This window comes from Deinococcus marmoris DSM 12784 (assembly GCF_000701405.1).
GTDB lineage: Bacteria > Deinococcota > Deinococci > Deinococcales > Deinococcaceae > Deinococcus > Deinococcus marmoris.
The window spans coordinates 67595-82763 of the sequence record NZ_JNIV01000002.1 but is presented as its reverse complement, the minus strand read 5'-3'; the positions used below and the strand labels follow the sequence as shown (position 1 = coordinate 82763).

The window sequence follows — 15169 nt, the reverse complement described above, 5'->3', positions numbered from 1 at the left end:
TGGTCCTACTCGGTCCCCACTCCATGCCCGTCCTCGCGTTCCTCCAGCCGGAAGCCGTGGGGCAGAAAGTCGCGCACCAGACCGCTCAGCACCTCGCTCTCAGCATTCACGCAGACCACGCGGGCGTCGGGGGCGAACTCGTACAGCACCTGACGACACGCGCCACACGGACTGGCCGGCGGGCTGGAATCGGCGTAGACCACCAGATCGGTAAAGGTCCGCGCCCCCGCCGTCGCCATCGCCTGCACCGCCGACTGCTCGGCGCAGCGGCCCAGGCCATAGCTGGCATTCTCCACGTTCGCGCCGCTGAAGACCTGCCCGTCCGGGGTTCTCAGGGCCGCGCCGACATGGAATTTGCTGTAGGGGGCGTAGGCTTTTGCAAAGGCGGCTTTCGCGGCAGCCAGAAGTTCCGGGTCCGGCGTCAGGCCAAGGGCATTGACATCTTCTCTACTCACACTCTTTCTGGTCATACTTCACCTTCTTCAGACAGGGGGGGCTGGCCGGATTCGTCGGCGCGTTCGGCCCGCACGCGGCTGACGCGGCGCTCATCGGCTTCCTCCACGGTAAAGGCCCAGCCCTCGTGGAGAAAGGTGTAGCCCACCTCGGGAATGTCGCCAAAACGGTCCGTCATAAAGCCGCCCAGGGTATCGAATTCGCCCTCGCCGTCTTCCAGATTGCTGCCCAGAATATGCTCAACGTCGTGGACGATCATGCCCCCGTCAATCAGGTACACGCCCTCGCCCACTTCTATAAACATCGGGAGTTCTTCCTCGTCGGTCTCGTCGTAGATCTCGCCCACGATCTCTTCCAGGGCGTCTTCCAGCGTGACCAGACCCGCCGTGCCGCCGAATTCGTCCACCACCACGCTCAGGTGGGATTTCTTCTCGCGCATCTTGGCCAGCAGGTCCTTGATCTTCATGCTCTCGGGCACGAAGAAGACCTTGCGCATGATGTCGGCCACGGTCAGCGTGTCCAGATCGTCCAGATGGCGCAGCACGTCGGCGCTGTGAACGATGCCCACGATGTTGTCGGGGGTGTCCTGATAAACAGGAACGCGCGAATAGCTGTGTTCGGCGCTCAGCTCCAGGATCCTGCGGACAGGTGAAGCGCCGTCCACCACGATCATGTCCACGCGCGGCGTCATGATCTCGCGCACGGTGGTGTCCGACAGGTCAAAGACGTTGTAGACCAGCTCGCGCTCACTTTCTTCCAGCATGCCCTCCTGGCTGGACGCGCCGACGATCATGCGGATTTCCTCTTCGGAGTAGGCGGTGTGATGCCCGGCCACGCCGCGCAGGCCAAACAGCCTCACCACGCCGTTGCCCATCGCGTTCAGGACGATGATGGCCCACTTGAAAACGAACGTGAAGACCAGCAGGGGGCGCGTGACCAGCAGCGACACCTGTTCGGACCGCTGCAAGGCCCAGGTCTTGGGGGCCAGCTCACCGAAGACGATGTGCAGAATCGTGCTGATGGCAAAGGCCAGCCCAAAGGAAATGCCCCGGATCTGTCCCTCGGTCAGGGCCGTACCCAACAGCAGCGGGGCCACCAGATGCTCGATGGCCGGTTCGGCCACGAAACCAATCGCCAGGCTGGCCATCGTGATTCCGAGCTGCGTGGCGGCGATGTACAGATCCAGATTTTTGAGTGCGCCCTGGGTGAGTTTGGCGGCGGCGACGCCCTCGTCGGCCAGTTGATCGATGCGGGTGCGGCGCACGCTGACCAGCGAGAACTCCGCCGCCACAAAGAAACCGTTCATCAGGACCAGACCGAACAGCGCGAATATTCCGAGAATGTCATTCATGTGTGGGCGCGCTCCGTAACCGCGCCCCGGTCATCCGCGTGGCACATGCTGCCCGTCCGCTCCGGGTGGAGGGATCGTCGTCGACCGGTGGTGTTGCGTCAAACCAATGAGATACCACAGCAAAAACGCCGCCCTTGGGCGGGTTTCACCGGGCACTGGGGAAGAGCCGAAACTGGGAGGCTCCATAGCAGCGCAGAGTTTAACACATCCGTCCCGCTCCTACCGCCTGAATATTTCGTTATGGATACTGGCTGGATTCCTGCATGGAGACCGGGCCGCCGTTCAGACGCTAGCCTGCCCTTCGTCAGCCGCCCTCTTCTTTTCCCCGATTCTCTGGAGGTTCCACCCATGACCACCCCCACCCTGCCCGACACCTTCCGCGCCCTGCGCGTGATTCAGGACGGCGAAACCCGGCGCGCCGAGTTTCAGACCCTGCCCGTCTCTGAATTGCCGGGGGGCGAGGTGCTGATTGAGGTGTCGCATTCCAGTCTGAACTACAAAGATGGTCTGGCCGTCACCGGGGCGGCCCAGATTCTGAAACGCCTGCCTATGACTCCCGGGATCGATCTGGCCGGGACCGTGCTGATTGATACCAGCGGCACCTACGCTCCCGGCGACCCCGTGATTCTGACGGGCTGGGGCATAGGCGAGGCGCAGGACGGCGGCTACGCCACGCACGCCCGCGCGAAGGCGGGCTGGCTGGTCTCGCAGCCCACGGGCACCGACGCGGCCTGGGCCATGAGCATTGGCACGGCGGGTTTCACGGCCATGCTGTCGGTGATGGCGCTGGAAGATGCAGGGGTGCGGCCTGATGGGGGTGACATTCTGGTGACGGGCGCGGCGGGCGGCGTGGGCAGCGTCGCCATTGCCCTGCTGAGCGCCGCCGGATTCACGGTGACGGCCAGCACCGGGCGCACCGAGGAGGAGGCGTATCTGCGGGAGCTGGGAGCTTCCAGCATTATCCCCCGTGACGAACTGCCGTCATTAAAGCGCCCGCTGGAAAAGGAACGCTGGGCGGGGGTGGTGGACTGTGTGGGGGGCGCAACATTGGCGGGCGCGTATGCCTCCACCAAGACGCACGGGGCGCTGGCGGTCTGCGGCATTGCCAGCGGCATCGAACTGAAGACCACCGTCTTTCCGCTGATTCTGCGCGGCGTCTCGCTGCTGGGCATCGACAGCGTGACCTGCCCGCAGCCCCGCCGCGAGGCCGCCTGGCAACGGCTGGCGCGCGATCTGCCCGCCTCTGTTCTGGCTGGCGTCACCGGGATGCGTGGCCTGTCTGAAGTGCCCGAACTGGCCCCGCAGATTCTGGCCGGGCAGGTTCGGGGGCGGACGGTGATCGACGTGAACCGCTGAGGCGGAATCAGCGTGACTGCTGATGGGGAACGGGGGGCGGCGTCAGTAACGCCCCTTTCCCCCTGGTCCCGCCCGACTTTGCTAGGCTGCCGCGCGTGACCTCCCGCGACGCTCAGCCCCCCACCGGACAGCCCCTCGCCGGACGCCCACCCCTGCCCCCCCCGGCGGGCCTGCCGCTGCTGATGGCCTTTGATCTGGACGGCACCCTGATCACCGAACAGGGCCGCGAGCCGGACGCCGCCACGGCCAGCGCGCTGGCCCGCCTGCGTGCGCTGGGGGTGAAGCTGGCGATCATCACCGGGCGGGATCTGGCCCCCGACGCCGTTCTGGAAGCCATGCAGCCCGACGCAGTGGCCACCAACAACGGCGGGCGCATCGTGGTGAACGGCGAACTGCACACAGAGTCCCGTTTCACGCCGGAAGACCTGGAGGCGGTGCTGGCCCACGAATTGAGCGGCGCGCGAATCGTGCTGTTCACGGCGGATCGCCTGTTCGTGGACCTGCCCAAGGGGACAGAGCCGGAACCGTGGATGATTGCCCGCAACTCCGGCCCGCTGGCCGAAGCTCCTGCTGGCGACGTCCTGAAAGCCGGGTTCTATCACCCGGAGGTGGCCGATTTTGCCGGGCGGCTGCGGCAGTCCCACCCGCATCTGGTGGTGACCGGGGCACAGGCCCCTTACCTCAGCTTTCTGACCATCACGCCGCAGGGGGCGCACAAGGGCGCGGCCCTGACCCTGATTGCGGACGCGCTGGGCGTGCCGCATGACCGCGCGGTGGCCTTCGGCGACAGCGACAACGACGAGATTATGCTGGAAGTGGCGGGCTACGCCGTGCAGGTGGGCCAACTGCCCCTGCTGACCCGCCACGCCCACACCCGCCTGGACCATCAGACCGATCTGGGCGCGTACCTGGGCGATTGGGCAGACCGGCTGGAACAGAGCTAAAAAATCCCCTCTCCACACGGAAAGGGGGGCGAGTTGCGGGGCTTATACGGACTCCGATTAAAGGGTGTTGAAAACACCCGTAATCCGAGCGGAGCGAGAAGGAAAGAACCGGGTGCCGGACGTGGAGTGTAGGAATCGGCGCTGTCCCGATTTCTACACGAAACAAACGGAGCCCGTATTACTTGGCTGTCAGCGCGAAGCTGTCGATGATCGCCCGCCCACTGTCCAGCAGGTCCTGGGGGGTGTTGGTGGGCGTGATCAGCGTCGCGGTATACAGGCGGTTGTTCTTGATGGTCAGCACCTGGGTCCAGCGCACCTTGCCGCCGTCGCCGTCGCCGCTGTAGCTCCACAGAATGGCGTTCTGGCCGCTGATCCTGATGATCTTCTCGCCCAGCATCTTCAGGTTGGGCACGTCTTTGGGCATCTGCGAGGCGTACAGATCGCGGATGTCGGCCAGCGTCACCTTCAGTTCGGGCGGGGTATCGCGGACCTGCACCGTCACGGTGGGGCGCAGCGCACCGACCACTTCGTTGACGAAAGCCACATCGACATTCGGCGCGTTCTTCAGGGGCGTCCAGCCACTCGGTACCTTGATGGAATAGCCCTTGTTGCTGGTCACGGTGATGGTATCGATGACCTTCTGCCCGGTGGGCGCGGCAACCGGGGCCGTCACCGGGGCGGGGGCGGTCTGCGCCAGTGCAGAGGGCAGGGCGGGCAGGGCCAGCAGGGCGAGGGCCAGCAGAGGGAGAGATGGGGCAAAACGCGTCATGCGCGGAGGCTAGTGCCTGAAAGTGAGGCGAGTCTGACGGGAACGCGTGCAGAAATGCCGCTGTAAAATGCAGTCCAGACTTTTTTCTGAAGCGTAGGTGAACAGGCTTGAAGGCAAACCGCACCCGCGCGCAGCCCCCGGCCCCTATAAAGAACGGCATGAAAAAAATGTTGACCGCCGCCGCCGTGACTCTTGCCCTCGCCTCATGTGGACCGGAGACCAAGCCGCCCGTCGTGACCTCTCCCGCAGTGACCAGCTATACCCTGCCCGGCGCGGCGGTTTACCCTGAGGGCATCGCGCATCTGGCGGGAAGCAAGGACTTTTACGTGGGCAGCACCACCGACGGCACCATCTTCAAGGGCACGCTGGGCCAGAAGGCCACCGAAAAATTTGACCTGCCCGACGCTGAGCGCACCACCGCCATCGGCATGAAGATCGACGGCCAGAATCGCCTGTACGTCGCGGGCGGCGGCACCGGCAAGGCGTTCGTGTACGACACGGTGAACAAGACGCGTCTCAAGGTGCTGACCACGCCTGCGGCCACCCCCACCTTCATCAACGACGTGACCCTGACCCCGGACGCCGCGTATTTCACGGATTCGCAGCGCCCGATTCTGTTCCGTGCCTCCCGGACCGACAGCAGCGTGGGCGATATGGAAGCTTGGCTGGACTTCACCGGTACAGCGCTGGAGTACAAGCCGGGGTTCAACCTGAACGGCATTGCTTCCACGCCGGACGGCAAGACACTGATCGTGGTTCAGAGCAACACCGGAAAACTGTTCCGCATCACTGTGGCCGACAAGTCCGTGACCGAGATCAAGCTGGGTGGAGTGGGGGGAACAACCGTGATGAGCGGCGACGGCATCCTGCTCGACGGCCAGATGCTGTACGTGGTGCGTAACGCCGACGTGATCATCGTGCCGATCACGATGTCCGCCGATTTCGCCGCAGGCACGATGGGAACGCCGTTCAGTGACCCCAGCCTGCGTTATCCCACCACCATCGCGCAGGCGGGCAACCGATTGCTGGTGGTCAACTCGCAATTCAACAAGCGCAGCGCGAATGAAGCGCCGGAAACGCCTTTCACGGTCTCGGATATCGCCATCAAGTAAGCCGTTTTCAACGAGGGGGAGGGGACCGAAAGTCGGTTCTCTCCCCTTTATTTTGCCGACGCCACAGGCAGGCGCGACACACCCACAATCTGCCCCCCGTCCAGATGCAGATGGTGCGTCAAACCGTCTGGCGCGTCGCTTCCCCGGTGGGCGATCACCATGATGTGGGTGCCGCCGCGTGCCAGTTCGGGCAGCAGGGCCAGGAAGCGGGCGCGGCTGTCGGCGTCCAGAAAGTCCAGTCCCTCATCCAGAATCAGCAGTGTGGGCGCGTGCAGCACGGCGCGGGCCAGCAGCAGCCGGCGCAACTGCCCCTGCGACAGCGTTTCGGCGTGGCGCGGCAGCAGGTCCAGCAGATCGAGTTGGGCGGCGAGGTCGGTGACTTGCTCCAGTTCCCTGTCGCTCAGCTCCGGTGCAAATCCTTCTGTCCCGTGCAGCGCGCTGCCGATGATGTCCTGCCCGGTCCAGTCGCGCCGCTGCCGGATGCCCAGTTCGGCCCCGACGATGCCCACGGTGCGGCGGCGTTCGGTCAGCAGGTCGCGCTGTAGATACGGGCGCTGAAGATGGCCCCCCAGCGCGGGATGCAGTTCCCCGGCGATCAGGCGGGCCAGCGTACTCTTGCCGCTGCCGTTCTCGCCCGTCACCAGCCAGTGTTGCCCGGCCTGCCACGTCCAGCTCAGCGGCCCCAGCGCCCGCGCGCCGTTGCGCCAGACTTCCACCTCTTTTAATCGGATCAGGTCGCCCGTTCCCGGTGGAAGCGGCAGGGTCAGGGCGGCGTTGGGTGGGGGAGAGGCGGCCTCCCGCTCCTGCACGCGCCCGCCCTCCACCCTCACCGTGCGCCACGGCAATTCGGGCGCTTCCTTCGGGCGGTGGGTGGCGAGGACAATGGCAACGCCGGAAGCGTGAACGTCAGACAGCACGCGGCCCAGGTCACGCCGTGCGCCCACGCTGAGGCCGTCGGTAAATTCATCCAGCAGCAGCGCTTCGGGACGCGGCATCAGCGCCCGCGCCAGCACCACCCGCCGCCTTTGCCCGTGGCTGAGTGTGCGGAAATCGCGGTCCAGCAAAGGCTCCAGCCCGGTCAATTCCACGACTTCGGCCAGCCTGGCTTCGGCTTCTGGCGTCGCCTCCCACAGTTTCAGGGTGTCACCCTCGTAGGCGGCCAGCAGCACGTCTCGCACGGTCTGTTCCCAGTCGCGGGTCAGGTAGAACGCTTCGGCATCCGGCCCGACGACAGACAGACTCCGCCGCGCCCGCACTGCCGAAGTCTGTTTGAAGCCGTTGAGAACGTAAGTCCGTCCCCCGCTCATGGGTGAAACCTCTCCCGAGAGCAGCCGCAACAGCGTGGTCTTGCCGCCGCCGTTGGGGCCGAAAAGCCGCAGGGCTTCCCCACTTTCCAGGCTCAGATTCACGCCTTCGAGCAGGGTGCGGCCCCCCATTCTCACAGTCACGTTTTGCAGTTCCACCAGCGTCATCGCAAGCGAGTTTAGAGCCTTCTGGTGCGGGAACCTTCCGCCCCCACGCCTCGTACTGCTTTCAGGAGGAAATTCATGGGTCCACTCATCGTTATCGTCGTTCTGGTTCTGCTGGTCCTCATCACTCTTCTGTCGGGCGTCAAGAGCGTGCCTCAGGGCTACGAATGGACGCAGGAACGCTTCGGCAAGTATCAACGCAGCCTGAAACCCGGCCTGAACCTGATCATTCCGTACATCGACCGCATCGGGCGCAGGGTCAACATGATGGAGCAGGTGTTCGACGTGCCCAGCCAGGAGGTCATCACCCGCGACAACGCCCTGATCACCGTGGACGGCGTGGTGTTCTATCAGGTGCTGGATTCGGCCAAGGCCAGCTATGAGGTCCGCAATCTGGAGCAGGCCACCCTCAACCTGACCATGACCAACATCCGCACCGTGATGGGCGGCATGGATCTGGACGAGCTGCTGAGCAACCGCGATTCCATCAATGCCCGCCTGCTGGCCGTGGTGGATGAAGCCACCGAGCCGTGGGGGGTCAAGGTCACGCGTATCGAGGTCAAGGACATCAAGCCGCCCGCCGATCTGGTGGCCTCGATGGGCCGGCAGATGAAGGCCGAGCGTGAAAAGCGCGCCAACATCCTGGACGCCGAGGGTTTCCGTCAGGCCGCCATCCTTAAGGCCGAGGGCGAGAAGCAGGCCGAGATTCTGAACGCCGAGGGCCGCCGCCAGGCTGCCTTTCTGACCGCCGAGGCCCGCGAGCGCGAAGCCGCCGCAGAAGCCGAGGCGACCCGCATGGTCAGCGACGCCATTGCCAACGGCAACGCGCAGGCCATCAACTACTTCATCGCGCAGCGCTACGTCGACGCCCTGAAGGACATCGCCACCGCCCCCAACCAGAAGACCCTGATTCTGCCCATCGAGGCCACCAGTATCCTGGGCAGCCTGCAAGGCATCGCGGAGGTGGCCAAAGAAGCCTTCGGCGGGACCAAGAGGTAGATATGGGCGATCTGCTGCCGTCTTTCGAGCGCATCCTGCCCGGCCACTGGTGGGTGCTGGGCGCGGTGCTGCTGATGCTGGAGGTGGCCGCGCCGGGAGTCTTTTTCGTGTGGCTGGCGCTGGCCTCCTTCGCGCTGGGCCTCGTGGTGTTCGTGCTGCCGCTGGCCGTGCCGTTTCAACTGGCGCTGTTTGCCATCCTGAGTATCGTGGCCGTCTTTGTGGGCAAACGCTATGTGGGTAACCTGGCGCTGGGCGGCCAGGAGGGAGACCGCCTGAACACCGGGGCGAACCGTCTGGTGGGCCGCACGGTGACCGTCACCGCCGCCATCCACAACGGCGCGGGCCGCGTGCGCGTGGGTGACAGCGAGTGGCGCGCGACTGGCCCCGACACCCCTGAAGGCGCTCAGGTGTTGATCGTGAGCGCTGATGGAACGACGCTGGCCGTGCGCGAGATCAGCGGGACGTGGGTGTAGAGCATTTGACTCTCTGACCTGCATCACCACCCCAGACCAAAAAAAGCCCCTCCAAATTCTGGAGGGGCTTTTTCGTTGAAGCTGTTTTGTGGCGGTCTCGCTTCAGCGTTTGCTGAACTGAGGAGCGCGGCGGGCCTTCTTGAGGCCGTACTTCTTGCGCTCGACTTCGCGGGAATCGCGGGTCAGCAGGCCCGAGGGCTTCATGACGGCGCGGAAGTCGGGGTTGACCTTCAGCAGGGCGCGGGCGATGCCCAGCTTGATCGCGTCGGCCTGGCCGGTGGGGCCACCGCCGGTCACGGTGATCAGGGCGTCGTAACGTCCCGCCGTGCCGGTCTCGCGGAAGGCTTGCAGGGCGTTGACGGAGCGCAGCAGGCCACGGAAGTAGCTCTGGAACTCCTTGCCGTTGACCATGATCTTGCCCTCGCCAGGGCGCAGGAACACGCGGGCCACGGCGGTCTTGCGGCGGCCCGTGCCGTAGAACTGTTCGGGTTGCTGGATCGCCATGATTATTTGACCTCGCTATTTCTGGACTGCGCCGCCTTGGTGCGGGCAGTGTTGGTGATCGCCAGCGCCTGCGGGTTCTGCGCGACGTGCGGGTGACGCTCTCCGGCATAAACCTTCAGGCGGTTGTGCATGGAACGGCCCTGGCGGCCCTTGGGCAGCATCCCAAAGACGGCGTGTTCGATCACGCGGTCGGGGTGCTTGGCCAGACCCTCGCGGGCGGTTTCCTTTTTCAGGCCGCCCTGGTAGCCGCTGTAGCGGGTGTAGATCTTGCCGTCCAGCTTGCCGCCGGTCAGCGCGATCTTGTCGGCATTGACCACGATCACGAAGTCGCCCTGGATCATGTTGGGGGTGAAGTCGGGGCGGTGCTTGCCACGGATGCGGCTTGCAACCACCGTGGCCAGGCGGCCCAGTGGGATGTCGGTGGCGTCCACCACGATCCAGTTCTGCTCGTCATTTTTAGGAACAAAGGTTTTCACGGTAAAACTCCGTACAGAGAAGTGGGATTTGGCGGCGACACGCCCCGGCCTAACGGGGGGAAAGGTTTCGTGCGTGTCCGGGTGCCAGCCCGGCGATCCGCGCTCTACCAAGCGCAAGACACTAAAGGTCAGGCTATCAGATTGAGGTGTGGCTGGGCAAGTGGAGTTTGATGGGAATGGCTGTACGGCTGTTTCTTCATGCCGTGTTCTTCATGTCGCGGCCTAGAAATGTGGTGCGTGCTGAGCAGGTGGAGCGATGCTGGCGTGCATGTCCAGCGCGTAGCGGTCGGTCATCCCGGCCAGATAATCGCAGACCACGCGGGCCAGTTCCTCCGCTTCGGTGCGTTCCCGGAACTGCGGAGGCAACATGCTGGGGCGCTGCATGAGGGCGTGAAACAGCGTGGTCAGCACCCGGCTGCCCTGCTCCACCTGCATCTCCACGCGCCAGTGGCGGTACAGGTTTTCCTTCAGAAAGACGCCCGTGTCCCGCAGCAAGGCGCGGAGGTGAGGGCTGTAGGTGATCAGGCGGGCGGGCAAGGCTTGAACGGCGGCGGCGCTGCTCACGCCGCTCTCTGTGATGGCCGCGTCGCTGGCCGCTGTCAGGTCTCCGATTAGCCAGCCGAGCAGTTCACGGTGCAGGGTCCGCCTCTGGCCTTCCGAGAGGACCGCGCCCGTCACGCCGATTCGACTGGAAAGTTCGGCCCACAGCGGCAGCTCCAGCAACCCCGCGTGCGAGAGCAGACCACTTCGCAAGCCGTCCTCCAGATCGTGCGCGGTGTAGGCCAGAGCGTCGGCAGCGTCCACCAGTTGGGCTTCCAGACTGGGTTGTTTCAAGTGCTGGCCCAGTCCGGCGCGGTCATGTTTGTTCAGACCGTCCAGCGTATCCAGCGTCAGGTTCAACCCCGGATACTCCGCTTTGGGCTGCTCCAGAACCGACACGATGCGCCGGGCCTGAGAGTTGTGGTCAAAGCCGCCATGCTCCGACATCAGGCCGTTCAGCACGCGTTCCCCGGCGTGGCCGAAAGGGGGATGGCCCAGATCGTGCGCCAGCGCCACCGTCTCGGCCAGCGTCTCGTTCAGGCCCAGATTCAGGGCTACCGAGCGGGCCACCTGCTGCACCTCCAATGTGTGCGTCAGCCGGGTGCGGTAGTGGTCCCCGCTGGCGTTCAGGAACACCTGTGTCTTGGCCTCCAGACGGCGAAAGGCGGTGGTGTGCAGCACCCGGTCCCGGTCCTTCTGGAAGGCGGTGCGCGTGGCGCTCTCGGCTTCCGGGTATTCCCGCCCACGCGAATGCTGGCTCAGGGTGGCGTAGGGCGCGAGCGTCTGCGCCTCGCGGGCCTCCAGATCGGCGCGGCTGAGCATGGGGACAGTGTAGAGGTTGATGGTAGATGGTTGACGGAAAGATAAGGAGGGCGGGGGAGGCGGGGTGTCGGTCCTTTGACTTCCCTGCCCCTTGCGGGCAACTGGTGCAGCCCTGAAGGCTACGGTGAAACGTGAAGGCGGCGGCGGGGTCAGGATTACAGATAGGCCGCAGCCCAGACAAGTTGCCCTGGGTTTCTTCTATCAACCATCACCCTTCTTCCATCAATCCATCCACCCCCTAAACTGCGGGCATGAAGCCTGTCGTTCAGAAATCCGCCCCCGAGTTCACGCGCCGCAGCGACGATGGCCGCACCGTCAGCCTGTCCGGCCTGCGCGGGCAGTGGGTGGTGCTGTACTTTTACCCGCGCGCCAGTTCGGCGGGCTGTTCCATCGAGGCCCGGCGTTTCGAGGCGGCCCTGCCCGAATTCGAGCGCCTGAACGCGGCGGTCATCGGCGTCAGCACCGACACCGAGGCCCATCAGGCCCATTTCCGCGACACCTGCGGCCTCACGCACCCCCTCATTCCAGACGGTGACCGGGAACTGTGCCGGGCGTACGGCGTGATCGGCGGCCTGGGCGGTCTGCTGGGCATGGCGTCGCGTGCCACCTTCCTTATTGACCCACAGGGCGTGCTGGCCTACGAACACCGCAGCGCCAATCCGGCCAACCACGCCTCGGTGATCTTGCAGGAGCTGGAGCGGCGGGCCGTGCGGACGGAGTAGAAGTGGCGGCCCTCACGCCCGCCGATCTGCGGGCCGCAGCTTTCCGCACGCTGACGCCGCAGCCCTCGCTTCAGGCGGCGCTGGACCACATGGGCTTTTTGCAGGCCGATCCGATCCGCGCCCCGGCCCGCGCGCAGGATTTGACGTTGCTGGCCCGCGTTCCCGGCTACCGGGCGGGCGAGCTGGAACGCCGCTACGCCGAACTGGACGCCGAGGAAGACATGATTCCCAATTACGGCTTCGTGCCGCGCGCTGTGCAGGCATTGTTGCACCCGCGTGAGGTTGCGCCGGGCCGCGTGGAGCTGGAGCATCCAGGGTTGCTGGAGGAGGTCCGCGCCCAGTTGAACGAGGGCGAGGAACTGCACCCCCGCGATCTGGCCGCCGCGCTGGGCAAGGGCCGCACCGTCAATGCCTGGGGCGGTCAGTCCAGCGCTACCACCCGCATTCTGGGCGCACTGCACTACCGGGGCGAGGCCCGCGTGACCCGCCGGGTGGGCGGCGTGCGCGTCTACGGCCCGGCCACGCATCTGGCCGCCCTGCGCGCCGCGCCTCTGCCTGAAGCCGAACGTCTGCACCGCACGGTGCATCTGCTGGCCGCGTTGTACGGCCCTCTGCCGGAGGCCAGCCTGCGCTATCTGGTCAGCCTGTCCGGCTTCGGGTTCCCGCACCTGCGCGGCGAACTGAAGGCAGCATTCAAGGTGGCTGTGAAAGAGGAACTGTCGGGCGCAACGGTGGACGGCGTGAAGTATGTCTGGACGTCGGATCAATCTCCAGCCGACTCGACTGCCCCGCGCGGGGTGCGGATCGTGGGGCCGTTCGATCCGCTGGTGTGGGACCGCCGCCGTTTTGAACACTTGCACGGCTGGCCCTACCGCTTCGAGGCGTACACCCCCGCCGCCAGACGCACGATGGGCTATTACGCGCTGCCTGTCTTTTCCGCCGGGCGCGCGGTGGGCTGGGCCAATCTGAAACTGGGTGGGGGAGAGCTGGACGCGGAGCTGGGCTTTATTCCTGGCTTCCGGCAGACTGCTGCCTTCCGCAAAGGGTTGGAAGCCGAGTTGGACCGCTACCGTACATTTCTGACCGCCTCTTCAGTGAACGGACTTGAGTAAGGTGTGTAAAGCACTCATGGGCGGTATGCTGACGGCAATATGAGTGACAATGATCGGAAGTATTTTGGAACGGATGGTGTGCGGGCGGTGGCGGGCGAGTTTCCCCTGACCGCCGCCTGGGTGATGAACCTCGGCGTGGCGGCGGGCGAGGTGCTGACGCGCCGCTCTCTGTCGCAGGAGGGTGGAACAGGCAAGGTCAGCGTGGTGATCGGCAAGGACACCCGTCAGAGCGGCGACATGCTGGAAGCGGCCCTGGCAGCGGGCCTGACGGCACGCGGCGTCAATGTGATCCATGTGGGCGTGCTGCCCACCCCCGGCGTCAGTTACCTGGTGCGGCAACTGGGCGCAGACGCGGGCGTGGTCATCAGCGCCTCGCACAATCCCTATGAGGACAACGGCATCAAATTCTTCGGCGCGGACGGCCAGAAGCTCAGCGACGCCACCGAACACGAGATCGAGGCGGCCATCGACGACGTTGACGGTCTGCCCCCCGTGACCGGCGTGGACCTGGGCGGCGTGACCAACTCCACCGAGGCCGAGCGCATCTATATCCAGTATCTGGTCTCGCACGCGCCGGACCTGAGCGGTCTCAAGATCGCGCTGGACTGTGCCAACGGGGCGGCCTACCGGGTGGCCCCCAAGGTGTTCCAGGCGGCGGGGGCCGACGTGTTTGCGGTGTACACCACCCCCGATGGGCGCAACATCAACCGCAATTGCGGCAGCACCCACATGGACCACCTTCAGGCGATTGTCCGCAACGGCGACTATGACCTGGGCGTGGCCTTCGACGGTGACGCGGACCGCGCCCTGTTCGTGGACTCGCGCGGCAACGTGGTTCACGGCGATCACATGCTGCTGCTGAACGCCCGCGCGCGTCCGGCGGCGGCGGTGGTGGCCACCATCATGACCAATATGGCCCTGGAGGTGAAGCTGGAAGAGGCTGGAATTTCGCTGGAGCGCACCGCCGTGGGAGACCGCTATGTCCACGAGCGCCTGCACTCCAAAGGGCTGCATCTGGGCGGCGAGCAGAGCGGCCATGTGCTGTTCCTGGATGTCTCGCCCACCGGGGACGGCGTGCTGACCGCGCTGCTGACCCTGGCGAGCATGAAAACGATGGACACCACCCTGGACGTGCTGTTCGACGAGCTGACCATGTATCCGCAGACGCTGGTGAATGTGCGCGTAGCCGATAAAAAGGCCATTGCCCGCGACGCGACGGTGCAACTGGCCGTCTCTAAAGCCGAGGCCCAACTGGAAGGCCGGGGCCGCATCAACCTGCGCCCCAGCGGCACCGAGAACCTGATCCGCGTGATGGTGGAGGGCCAGGACGCCGCCGAGATTCATGAGATCGCCCGCGTGCTGGCCGCCGTCGTCGAGGAACGTGGGCTGAGTGGCGTGGTGGCTGGTCAGTGATCCCCCCCCAGTGCCTGACCAGTCCGGTCAGCCGCGCCGCGCATGGCTCTCATCCGCTCTCGGCACAATGGCAACAGGAGGTATTCTCATGAAAAACATCCAGATCACGAAGGCCCTGGTGACCGCACTGCTGGTTTCCCCTGCCCTGGCCGCAGTCGCGGGCGCGCAGAAGTCGCCCCTGAAGGTCACCGCGTCCACCCTGCTGGTCACGGAAGTCAAGACGGACGGCAAGACCGTGGAGAAGTTGACCGACACCGCCAACCGGGGGGTCTCGCCGGGCGATCTGTTGCAGTTGCAGCAGCGCGTGGAGAACACCAGCAGAATGCCCGTCAAGCAGCTCAAGCTGAATATGGCGGTCCCGGCGGCCACGGCGTTTACAGGGCAGCAGTGCAATGTGGACGGCGTGACGGCGCTGTTCAGCATCGACGGCAAAGCTTATGCCGCCGAACCCCTCAAGAAGTTCGTAACCGTCACCGAGAACGGCCAGGACGTGAAGAAGGAAGTGACGGTCAACCCCAGTGAGTACACCCATGTCCGCTGGCAGCTTCCCGATCTGAAGGGCGGCGACATGGCCACCTGCTTTATCCGGGCCACCGTCAAGTAGACGGCAGCAAAGGGGGGAGGCGAGTCTTTATGGCTCGCCTCCCATTCTTT

16 protein-coding genes are annotated in these 15169 nt (G+C 65.2%); 9 read left to right on the top strand and 7 right to left on the bottom strand.

The features are described 5' to 3' along the window. Positions 1 to 5: 5 nt before the first annotated feature. Positions 6 to 470 (bottom strand): cytidine deaminase, encoded by a 465-nt coding sequence (gene cdd / locus Q319_RS0101125; RefSeq protein WP_029479924.1) that lies wholly within the window; start codon positions 468 to 470, stop codon positions 6 to 8. Next, the gene (locus Q319_RS0101120; protein WP_029479922.1) at positions 467 to 1804 is read right to left on the bottom strand and encodes a hemolysin family protein; all 1338 of its coding nucleotides are present in this window, start codon (positions 1802 to 1804) and stop codon (positions 467 to 469) included. The genes cdd and Q319_RS0101120 overlap by 4 nt, the downstream gene beginning before the upstream one ends. A gap of 348 nt (positions 1805 to 2152) precedes the next feature. On the opposite strand from Q319_RS0101120, the gene Q319_RS0101115 reads away from it, so the two are divergent. Beyond that, the gene (locus Q319_RS0101115; protein ID WP_029479920.1) at positions 2153 to 3160 is read left to right on the top strand and encodes an MDR family oxidoreductase; all 1008 of its coding nucleotides are present in this window, start codon (positions 2153 to 2155) and stop codon (positions 3158 to 3160) included. Positions 3161 to 3255: 95 nt separating this feature from the next. Then, on the top strand, positions 3256 to 4104 hold the full coding sequence (locus Q319_RS0101110) for an HAD-IIB family hydrolase (protein WP_342667876.1): 849 nt from the start codon (positions 3256 to 3258) through the stop codon (positions 4102 to 4104). 178 nt (positions 4105 to 4282) lie between these two features. Here Q319_RS0101110 and Q319_RS0101105 read toward each other — a convergent pair whose 3' ends face one another. Beyond that, a complete protein-coding gene (locus tag Q319_RS0101105) occupies positions 4283 to 4873 on the bottom strand; it encodes a PsbP-related protein (RefSeq protein WP_029479918.1) in 591 nt (196 codons plus the stop codon). A 158-nt stretch (positions 4874 to 5031) separates the two neighbouring features. Here Q319_RS0101105 and Q319_RS0101100 point away from each other — a divergent pair, with 158 nt between their 5' ends. Next, positions 5032 to 5985 (top strand): SMP-30/gluconolactonase/LRE family protein, encoded by a 954-nt coding sequence (locus tag Q319_RS0101100; RefSeq protein WP_034413243.1) that lies wholly within the window; start codon positions 5032 to 5034, stop codon positions 5983 to 5985. A gap of 47 nt (positions 5986 to 6032) precedes the next feature. On the opposite strand, the gene Q319_RS0101095 is transcribed toward Q319_RS0101100, so the two are convergent. Further along, positions 6033 to 7457, bottom strand: a complete 1425-nt coding sequence (locus Q319_RS0101095; RefSeq protein WP_051654990.1) for an ATP-binding cassette domain-containing protein — start codon at positions 7455 to 7457, stop codon at positions 6033 to 6035. A gap of 75 nt (positions 7458 to 7532) precedes the next feature. Between Q319_RS0101095 and Q319_RS0101090 the strand changes: the two genes are divergently transcribed. Together Q319_RS0101090 and Q319_RS0101085 are read left to right on the top strand one after the other, a co-directional pair. Continuing rightward, complete coding sequence (locus Q319_RS0101090) at positions 7533 to 8453, top strand: SPFH domain-containing protein (protein WP_029479915.1); 921 nt, start codon at positions 7533 to 7535, stop codon at positions 8451 to 8453. Between the two features lie 2 nt (positions 8454 to 8455). Beyond that, positions 8456 to 8926 carry an NfeD family protein gene (locus Q319_RS0101085; RefSeq protein ID WP_029479914.1) on the top strand — a complete coding sequence of 157 codons (471 nt, stop codon included), beginning with the start codon at positions 8456 to 8458 and terminating at the stop codon, positions 8924 to 8926. Between the two features lie 102 nt (positions 8927 to 9028). Here the strand turns inward: Q319_RS0101085 and rpsI are convergent, their stop codons facing one another. From rpsI to Q319_RS0101070, 3 genes are all read right to left on the bottom strand, one after another. After that, positions 9029 to 9430, bottom strand: coding sequence for a 30S ribosomal protein S9 (rpsI, locus tag Q319_RS0101080; RefSeq protein ID WP_029479913.1), 402 nt, complete (start codon positions 9428 to 9430; stop codon positions 9029 to 9031). A gap of 2 nt (positions 9431 to 9432) precedes the next feature. Beyond that, positions 9433 to 9906 (bottom strand): 50S ribosomal protein L13, encoded by a 474-nt coding sequence (gene rplM / locus Q319_RS0101075; RefSeq protein WP_034413241.1) that lies wholly within the window; start codon positions 9904 to 9906, stop codon positions 9433 to 9435. 222 nt (positions 9907 to 10128) lie between these two features. Then, on the bottom strand, positions 10129 to 11268 hold the full coding sequence (locus Q319_RS0101070) for a deoxyguanosinetriphosphate triphosphohydrolase (protein ID WP_029479910.1): 1140 nt from the start codon (positions 11266 to 11268) through the stop codon (positions 10129 to 10131). Positions 11269 to 11519: 251 nt separating this feature from the next. Between Q319_RS0101070 and Q319_RS0101065 the strand changes: the two genes are divergently transcribed. From Q319_RS0101065 to Q319_RS0101050, 4 genes are all read left to right on the top strand, one after another. Further along, positions 11520 to 11990: a peroxiredoxin gene (locus tag Q319_RS0101065; RefSeq protein ID WP_029479908.1), complete on the top strand. Its 471-nt coding sequence runs from the start codon at positions 11520 to 11522 to the stop codon at positions 11988 to 11990. Between the two features lie 2 nt (positions 11991 to 11992). Next, on the top strand, positions 11993 to 13102 hold the full coding sequence (locus Q319_RS0101060) for a DNA glycosylase AlkZ-like family protein (protein WP_029479907.1): 1110 nt from the start codon (positions 11993 to 11995) through the stop codon (positions 13100 to 13102). Between the two features lie 39 nt (positions 13103 to 13141). Beyond that, a complete protein-coding gene (gene glmM / locus Q319_RS0101055) occupies positions 13142 to 14515 on the top strand; it encodes a phosphoglucosamine mutase (RefSeq protein WP_029479906.1) in 1374 nt (457 codons plus the stop codon). Between the two features lie 88 nt (positions 14516 to 14603). Continuing rightward, entirely contained in the window at positions 14604 to 15119 is a 516-nt protein-coding gene (locus Q319_RS0101050; RefSeq protein ID WP_051654989.1) for a hypothetical protein, read from the top strand. Positions 15120 to 15169 lie beyond the last annotated feature (50 nt).

Excerpts from the sequence above, each read along its gene's own strand:
- cdd (WP_029479924.1), bottom strand. The coding sequence starts at position 470 with ATGACCAGAAAGAGTGTGAGTAGAGAAGATGTCAATGCCCTTGGCCTG.
- Q319_RS0101120 (WP_029479922.1), bottom strand. The coding sequence starts at position 1,804 with ATGAATGACATTCTCGGAATATTCGCGCTGTTCGGTCTGGTCCTGATG.
- Q319_RS0101115 (WP_029479920.1), top strand. The coding sequence starts at position 2,153 with ATGACCACCCCCACCCTGCCCGACACCTTCCGCGCCCTGCGCGTGATT.
- Q319_RS0101105 (WP_029479918.1), bottom strand. The coding sequence starts at position 4,873 with ATGACGCGTTTTGCCCCATCTCTCCCTCTGCTGGCCCTCGCCCTGCTG.
- Q319_RS0101100 (WP_034413243.1), top strand. The coding sequence starts at position 5,032 with ATGAAAAAAATGTTGACCGCCGCCGCCGTGACTCTTGCCCTCGCCTCA.
- Q319_RS0101095 (WP_051654990.1), bottom strand. The coding sequence starts at position 7,457 with ATGACGCTGGTGGAACTGCAAAACGTGACTGTGAGAATGGGGGGCCGC.
- Q319_RS0101090 (WP_029479915.1), top strand. The coding sequence starts at position 7,533 with ATGGGTCCACTCATCGTTATCGTCGTTCTGGTTCTGCTGGTCCTCATC.
- Q319_RS0101085 (WP_029479914.1), top strand. The coding sequence starts at position 8,456 with ATGGGCGATCTGCTGCCGTCTTTCGAGCGCATCCTGCCCGGCCACTGG.
- rpsI (WP_029479913.1), bottom strand. The coding sequence starts at position 9,430 with ATGGCGATCCAGCAACCCGAACAGTTCTACGGCACGGGCCGCCGCAAG.
- Q319_RS0101070 (WP_029479910.1), bottom strand. The coding sequence starts at position 11,268 with ATGCTCAGCCGCGCCGATCTGGAGGCCCGCGAGGCGCAGACGCTCGCG.
- Q319_RS0101065 (WP_029479908.1), top strand. The coding sequence starts at position 11,520 with ATGAAGCCTGTCGTTCAGAAATCCGCCCCCGAGTTCACGCGCCGCAGC.
- glmM (WP_029479906.1), top strand. The coding sequence starts at position 13,142 with ATGAGTGACAATGATCGGAAGTATTTTGGAACGGATGGTGTGCGGGCG.
- Q319_RS0101050 (WP_051654989.1), top strand. The coding sequence starts at position 14,604 with ATGAAAAACATCCAGATCACGAAGGCCCTGGTGACCGCACTGCTGGTT.